This window comes from Xenorhabdus sp. BG5, assembly GCF_015163665.1.
In the GTDB taxonomy this organism is placed as follows: Bacteria; Pseudomonadota; Gammaproteobacteria; order Enterobacterales; family Enterobacteriaceae; genus Xenorhabdus.
This window is the reverse complement of record NZ_JADEUG010000057.1, coordinates 1-7,196: the sequence shown is the minus strand read 5'-3', so window position 1 is coordinate 7,196 and position 7,196 is coordinate 1. Positions and strand designations below refer to the sequence as shown.

Sequence of the window (7,196 nt, the reverse complement as noted above, 5' to 3'; positions counted from 1 at the left end):
CTCTGTTATGGGGATAACAGTTCGGATTTTCCCATGAGTAGCATTATTGGCAGAGCCAATTTGCTGCTGACCACCTCCGCAGGAGGTGGTATTCAGTTATGAATAAAAATAATTATTATTAACAACCATGAAAAAAGTAACGAATTTAGAGAAGATAAAAATTTAAACCAACACTTCCATTTAAAATAATAACAAATGTTTTTATTTAACTTTGTATTGAAATAATAAAAACAAACTTAATAAATAAAGGGAATAAAATAAGACCCTGACTAAATAAACAGGGCCTTATTAACAATAAAACTTAAACTATCTATTTCCAAGTCACTATTCTTTGACTAAATGGTAACTTGCGATAGAGATAGATTAAACCTTATTCTGACGCCACCACTCCGCCAGCATAATACCTGTTGCAACAGAAACATTCAGACTTTCTACCCGCCCCGTTCCACCAATAGAAAGACGAATGTCACCATCTTCCCAAATGCTGTCACTTAGTCCGTCACTTTCCTGCCCTAATACCAAGACCATTTTTTCTGGCAATGTTGCTTGCGCCAGTGTTGTGCTGCCTTTATGACTTGATGTCGTCACAATTGTGTAGCCTTGGTTACGGAATTGATTTAGCGTAGTCGTGAACCCATCCGCATCAATGCCTTTGATGTGCTCAGCGCCGCCTTCTGCTGTACGAACAGCGGCACCTGATTCCAACAGCGCTGTATCCTGCAAAATCACACCCTGTACGCCAAAATGCGCACAACTACGCATAATTGCGCCAAGATTATGTGGGTTACCTACATTTTCCAATGCCAATACACAATCTTTTGTTGGTGCCTGCTGCAAATAGGTTTCCACATCCAAGCCATTGCGTTTCTTAATCAAGAAACATACACCACCGTGGTGCTCTGTACCTGATGCCTTGGATAGCTCTTCATCGTCAACGACATGGTAAGCTTTGCGATTTGCCGCCATCCATTTCAATGCATCGCGAAAACGCGGAGTGACCGATTGAACAAACCAGGCCCGAACAATCGCATCAGGACGGTTCTGGAACATTGCCTGACAAGCATTTTCCCCATAGATGCGAGTTTCTTCCAGACGCTGACGACGAAGCTGTTCAGGATCAATGTTGCTTTTGCCGCTAATACCCTGGTGCTCTGGACTAAGAGATTCGCCCTCTGGACGGGAGATGGTTCTCCACGGAGAACGATCGCCTGAGTGCACCGGGCGTTCATTGCCACGACGGCGGTCACCCTGCTCACGCCCTTTACCAAACGGACGGTTATCACTCTTACGGCTGTCACTGTTTTTACGACGATCTCCGCCTTTACGGTTATCGTTATTGTCCTCATTATTACGGACATACATTACTTTGACTTTGCCGTTCTTACCACTATAGGAATCGTTCATTTATTTCTCCAACTGCGTTATGGCGCGAAGATTACCCGATGTACGCGCCCGAAGCTACCTCTGGTAACGACAATCCATTAAAATATCCGCTAATTTTTTACTGGCTTTATCCACGAACATGTTTGAGTTCTTAAATGAGAAATAACAACGCCGTTTATCAGCTTCGCCAACACCGCCTTGCCCGTTCTACCCGCCCTTTTCTGGCAAGAGGGTGCCGAGTGCCGCGTTGCCTGCATTGTTTATTACCCCAAAAAAAATGTCTGTGTGAAATGATTTCACCTGTAAATGCGGAAAGCCGCTTCTGTCTCATCATGTTCGATACTGAGCCGATGAAACCCAGTAATACGGGAAAGTTGATTGCAGATATTCTGCCTGATACACGCGCTTTTCTCTGGTCTAGAACCGAGCCTGATCAACAACTGCTCGAAGTCGTGCGTGATCCAAGCCGACAGCCGTATCTGATCTTCCCAGACAGTTATGCTACGCCTCCTCGCACGGTGTATCAGAAGATCCCTGCTAACCAAAAACCACCGCTGTTCATTATATTGGATGGCACATGGCCTGAAGCAAGAAAAATGTTTCGCAAAAGCCCATATTTGGACGATATTCCCCTATTGTCTATTAATAATATTGCCAAAATGGACTATTTACTTCGGGTACCCTCCAGAACAGAACAACATTGTACCGCCGAAGTTGCGGCTGCGGCATTAGAATTAGCCGGGGATATTAAAGCGTCACAATCATTATTGAATCATTTCAATCACTTTCGTGAACAATACCTGGCAGGAAAATCTAATCATCTGTAGGAATAACTCACAGTAATGCTTGACAATCCGCGCTAAAGTCACTGATGGTGGCTAAAGTTATTCATGGTAATTGTTTAATCAACAGTGATTGTTTATTGATGTGATAACTGATAAGGAACCCCAGAAATGAGCCAGCGCGGACTTGAAGCATTATTACGCCCTAAATCTATCGCCGTTATTGGTGCTTCTGAAAAACCAGAAAAAGCCAGTTCAGTGTTGATGAGAAATTTGTTAATGGGTGGGTTTACAGGACCTATTCTCCCCGTAACACCACACAAATCTGCCGTTCTGGGTGTGTTAGCCTATCCTTCTATCGATAAATTACCATTAACGCCTGACCTGGCTGTGATCTGTACTCATCACAGTCGTAATTTGTCCTTACTAGAGCAACTGGCCCAACACGGATGCAAAACTGTCATTATTTTATCCTCTCCGCCATCACAATTTACTGAATTGAAACTGTGCAGCCAAAAACATCATCTTCGAATTCTGGGGCCAAATAGCCTTGGTATCTTAGCACCCTGGAGTGGGCTCAATGCCAGTTTTTCCCCGATCCCTATCCTTAAAGGTAAACTCGCCTTTATTTCACAATCAGCAGCAATATCCAACACAATTCTGGACTGGGCCAATCATCGTAATATTGGTTTTTCGTATTTTATTGCCTTGGGCGACAGTGTTGATATTGATATTGATGACCTGCTCGACTTTTTAGCAAGAGACAGTAAAACCAGTGCCATTTTGTTGCATCTCGAACATATCAGCGATGCCCGCCGTTTTCTTTCTGCTTCCCGAAGCGCTTCACGCAATAAACCGATTCTGGTCGTAAAAAGCAGTCGTACCCGGCAAGTCCAGAAATTACTGGGAGAACAACAAAATTTTGATGCGGCTTATGACGCAGCAATTCAACGAGCCGGATTACTGCGTGTACAGGATACACACGAAATGTTCTCCGCAGTGGAAACATTGAGTTTTATGCGGCCATTGCGCGGAGAACGTTTATTGATCGTCAGTAATGGAGCAGCACCAGCGGCAATGGCACTGGATGAGCTATTCAGGAGAACCGGTAAACTCGCTATATTAGGTGAGGAAACGATCAATGGGTTGTCTGGCCCACTTCCAGACACGTTGCTTTTACGTAATCCATTAGATATCGGTGATGATTCCTCTACCGAACGATATGTTTCTGCACTCAGGTTACTTTTGGATAGTCATGATTATGATGCCTTACTGTTAATCCACTCTCCTAGTGCCATATCCCACAGCCAAACTACAGCAGTTCAGGTTATACAAACCATTAAAGAACATCCTCGTGGGAAATGGCTCACTATTTTCACTAATTGGTGCGGAGAATATTCTTCATTGGAAGCCCGACGTCTGTTCAGTGAGGCTGGTATTCCAACTTATCGGACACCAGAAGGTGCCATTACCGCTTTTATGCATATGGTGGAATATCAGCGAAATCAAAAACAACTAAAAGAAACGCCATCCTTACCCATTGGTATTACATCGAATACGGCTCGAGCCCATGAGTGTATACAGAAAGCGCTTGATAACGGGAATGTTCGACTCGATACCCATGAAGTACAACCTATTCTTGATGCTTATGGCTTAAATACGTTACCGACCTGGATCGCTCATACCAGTGATAATGCGGTCGATATTGCAGAAAAAATTGGCTATCCCGTGGCATTAAAACTCCGCTCCCCTGATATTCCACATAAATCAGAGGTTCAGGGAGTGATGCTTTATTTACGCAATGCTGATGAAGTTAAAGCCGCAACACAAGCGATTATTGAACGTGTTAAACAAAACTTCCCGCAAGCCAGGATCCATGGATTATTAGTACAAAGCATGGCTAATCGGGCTGGCACACAAGAGCTGAGAATTGCTATTGAGCAAGATGAGATATTTGGTCCCTTAATCATGCTAGGCGAGGGAGATATTGATTGGGTGCATGAAACACAGGCGGCTGTCGCTCTTCCTCCCCTTAATATGGCATTAGCCCGCTATCTGGTTATTCAGGCAATTAAGAGTGGAAAAATAAAATCTGGCGGTTCACTTTTACCGCTGGATATTCTTGCTCTCAGCCAGTTATTAGTCAGAGTATCGAATCTTCTGATCGATTGTCCTCAAATTACTCGTATGAATATCCATCCACTGCTTGCATCAGGTAATGAGTTCACTCTATTGGATGTGACAATGGAGTTGATGCCTGTCACAGGCGATCCCCGCAATAGACTGGCTATTCGGCCTTATCCTAATGAACTGGAAGAAACTATCTATATCAAAGATGATGTTGAATGTTTGCTACGACCCATCTTACCGGAAGATGAACCTTTGCTGAAAGAATTTATCGGCCAAGTAACAAAGGAAGATCTTTATTATCGCTATTTCAGTGAAATTAACGAGTTTACTCATGATGATCTGGCAAACATGACCCAAATTGATTACGACCGAGAAATGGCATTCGTAGCGATCCGCCATCCAGCAACAACACCTGAAATTATTGGTGTCGCTCGTGCCATGGCTGATCCCGATAATATCGAGGCTGAATTTGCGATATTAGTCCGATCAGATCTGAAGGGGATTACGTTAGGCTATCAACTTATGATTAAACTGATTAACTATACAAGAGAACATGGTATTCAAGCACTAACAGCCATCACTATGCCTGAAAACCGTAACATGATCCAACTTGCAAAAAAACTTGGGTTTGCCATTGATATACAGTTAGAAGACGGCATTGTTAATCTTATGTTGAAACTCTAAGTAAAAAAATAAATTCAACATACAGCTCGTGATGAGCACTAAAAAATGCTGACTCCGTGATAGATCGCACAGTCTTAAAGCAATCAGCTCAAGAGAGTTAATTCATACTCACAATGGGCCAAACTAATGGTATCATCGCCAGATCATTTTGATTCATACACCTTATGATGGTATTTAACGCCATCTAGACTAAGAGAAAAACGCACTGTGATGTTGTCCAAATTTAAACAAGCAAAACACCAACAACACCTTGCACAACTGCCTAAGCTACCACAATCAGTTGCTGATATTGCGACACTTTATCAATCTAAAGTGTTTCGCAGCACCTTATTGGAGTGTATAGCAAATGCCCAAAAGCATATTTATATCGCCGCGTTATATTTAGAAAACGATGATGCAGGACAGGATATTTTGACTGCATTATATGTCGCTAAACAAAAACGCCCTGAGTTAGACATAAAAATTCTGGTTGATTGGCATCGTGCTCAACGTGGCCGTATTGGTGCAGAAGCTGCGGCAACAAATGCAGATTGGTACTGCTCCATGGCTGAAATCTACCCTGATGTCAACATTTCCATCCTGGGTGTTCCAGTGAATACACGTGAAGCACTGGGGGTTTTGCATCTGAAAGGCTTTATCTTTGATGATACGGTTATTTACAGTGGAGCGAGTATTAATGATGTCTATCTGCACCGCCATGAAAAATACCGTTACGATCGTTATCATTTACTGCATAATGCAAAACTTGCCTCGATCATGAAGCAATTTATTGACGATAGTATTATTAGCGCTGGAGCCGTAAAAAACTTAGCCTGCCACAATCGTCCTCGTAGCCTTGAAATTAAAAATTTAATCCGTCAATTTCGTGCTTCATTAAGGAATACCGAGTATCACATTGAAAATCAAGCATCCAATGAAGAATTGGCGGTAACTCCCCTTGTGGGATTGGGCAAAAAAAATCTGCTGAATAAAACAATTTGTCATCTCATGTCTTGCACTGAAAACAAGTTGATTATTTGTACACCATATTTCAATTTACCAGCAGTATTAGTACGTGCAATATCTCGCCTACTCCGCCAAGGAAAGCAAGTTGAGATCATCATCGGAGATAAAACAGCGAACGATTTTTATATTCCACCCGAAGAACCATTTAAGATCATTGGTGCATTGCCTTATCTGTATGAAATTAACTTGCGCCGATTCACTAGTCGGCTGCAAAAGTTTATCGATAGCCAGCAATTAACTATCCGGTTATGGAAAGATCAAGATAATACTTATCACTTAAAAGGGATCTGGGTTGATAATAAATGGCAATTAATTACGGGTAATAATCTTAATCCTCGTGCATGGGGATTGGATCTGGAAAATGCTATTCTTATTCATGATCCCCACCAAGAGATGCAAGAGCAACGTACAATGGAGTTGGATTGCATCCGTACCCATACAAAAATTATCCACAATTATCAGGAACTGGAAAGTATCCAGCTCTATCCTGTTAAAGTACGCAAACTGATACGACGCTTACGCCGTATTCGGGTAGACCGATTAATCAGCAGGATATTGTAAAATAGATAAATAATTATCGTTTTTTTGAATCCCCTCTCGCTATTAGCAGAGGGGATTTTTGTACCTTATTTATCAAACAGCTATGATTTAAAAAAATAAATCATGGCGTAAATTACGATGAGAAAAAACATTATCACTCTGATACGAAATATATTAATAATTTCTCCTATCCTAGTGAATGCTTCCTGCTCCAATATTCGTCAGGCAAATGACAACTGGACAGGAAAAGATAAAATGCAACATTTCTTATTTTCTGCCATTGTCGCTGCTGCGGGCAATGTTTATGGTGATCGTCTACATTGGAGGCATCGTGAAAGTGCACAATTTGGTGTATTACTATCCGTTAGTATTGGTGCAGCAAAAGAACTTTATGATAGCCGCCCATCAGGAACAGGCTGGAGTTGGCATGATATTGCTTATGATATAGCTGGAGCGATAGCAGGTTATAGTTTATATCAATCAGTGAAGTAATTTTTAACCGTCTATTTCTAATAGCATCCAAACGCAAAAAAGCCATCCGGGGACGGATGGCTTCTCTGGCTAATTGAATGTCTGGCAGTGTCCTACTCTCACATGGGGAGACCCCACACTACCATCGGCGCTACGGCGTTTCACTGCTGAGTTCGGCATGGGATCAGGTGGGACCACCGC

Annotated in this window: 5 protein-coding genes and 1 rRNA gene; 4 read left to right on the top strand and 2 right to left on the bottom strand. The window is 42.3% G+C overall.

The window, feature by feature from the left end:
* Positions 1 to 363: 363 nt before the first annotated feature.
* The gene (locus IQ209_RS17570; protein ID WP_193852483.1) at positions 364 to 1,404 is read right to left on the bottom strand and encodes a tRNA/rRNA methyltransferase; all 1,041 of its coding nucleotides are present in this window, start codon (positions 1,402 to 1,404) and stop codon (positions 364 to 366) included.
* A gap of 134 nt (positions 1,405 to 1,538) precedes the next feature.
* Between IQ209_RS17570 and IQ209_RS17565 the strand changes: the two genes are divergently transcribed.
* From IQ209_RS17565 to IQ209_RS17550, 4 genes are all read left to right on the top strand, one after another.
* Positions 1,539 to 2,210, top strand: a complete 672-nt coding sequence (locus IQ209_RS17565; protein WP_193852482.1) for a tRNA-uridine aminocarboxypropyltransferase — start codon at positions 1,539 to 1,541, stop codon at positions 2,208 to 2,210.
* 126 nt (positions 2,211 to 2,336) lie between these two features.
* The gene (locus IQ209_RS17560; protein ID WP_193852481.1) at positions 2,337 to 4,979 is read left to right on the top strand and encodes a bifunctional acetate--CoA ligase family protein/GNAT family N-acetyltransferase; all 2,643 of its coding nucleotides are present in this window, start codon (positions 2,337 to 2,339) and stop codon (positions 4,977 to 4,979) included.
* Positions 4,980 to 5,186: 207 nt separating this feature from the next.
* Positions 5,187 to 6,545 (top strand): CDP-diacylglycerol--serine O-phosphatidyltransferase, encoded by a 1,359-nt coding sequence (pssA, locus tag IQ209_RS17555; protein ID WP_193852480.1) that lies wholly within the window; start codon positions 5,187 to 5,189, stop codon positions 6,543 to 6,545.
* A 117-nt stretch (positions 6,546 to 6,662) separates the two neighbouring features.
* Positions 6,663 to 7,016, top strand: coding sequence for a YfiM family lipoprotein (locus tag IQ209_RS17550; protein ID WP_193852479.1), 354 nt, complete (start codon positions 6,663 to 6,665; stop codon positions 7,014 to 7,016).
* Between the two features lie 79 nt (positions 7,017 to 7,095).
* On the opposite strand, the gene rrf is transcribed toward IQ209_RS17550, so the two are convergent.
* Positions 7,096 to 7,196 (bottom strand): 5S ribosomal RNA (rrf, locus tag IQ209_RS17545); the annotation flags it as partial.

Bases quoted from the DNA above. Each gene is read 5' to 3' on its own strand.
- IQ209_RS17565 (WP_193852482.1), top strand. From the start codon at position 1,539: ATGAGAAATAACAACGCCGTTTATCAGCTTCGCCAACACCGCCTTGCC.
- IQ209_RS17560 (WP_193852481.1), top strand. From the start codon at position 2,337: ATGAGCCAGCGCGGACTTGAAGCATTATTACGCCCTAAATCTATCGCC.
- IQ209_RS17550 (WP_193852479.1), top strand. From the start codon at position 6,663: ATGAGAAAAAACATTATCACTCTGATACGAAATATATTAATAATTTCT.
- IQ209_RS17570 (WP_193852483.1), bottom strand. From the start codon at position 1,404: ATGAACGATTCCTATAGTGGTAAGAACGGCAAAGTCAAAGTAATGTAT.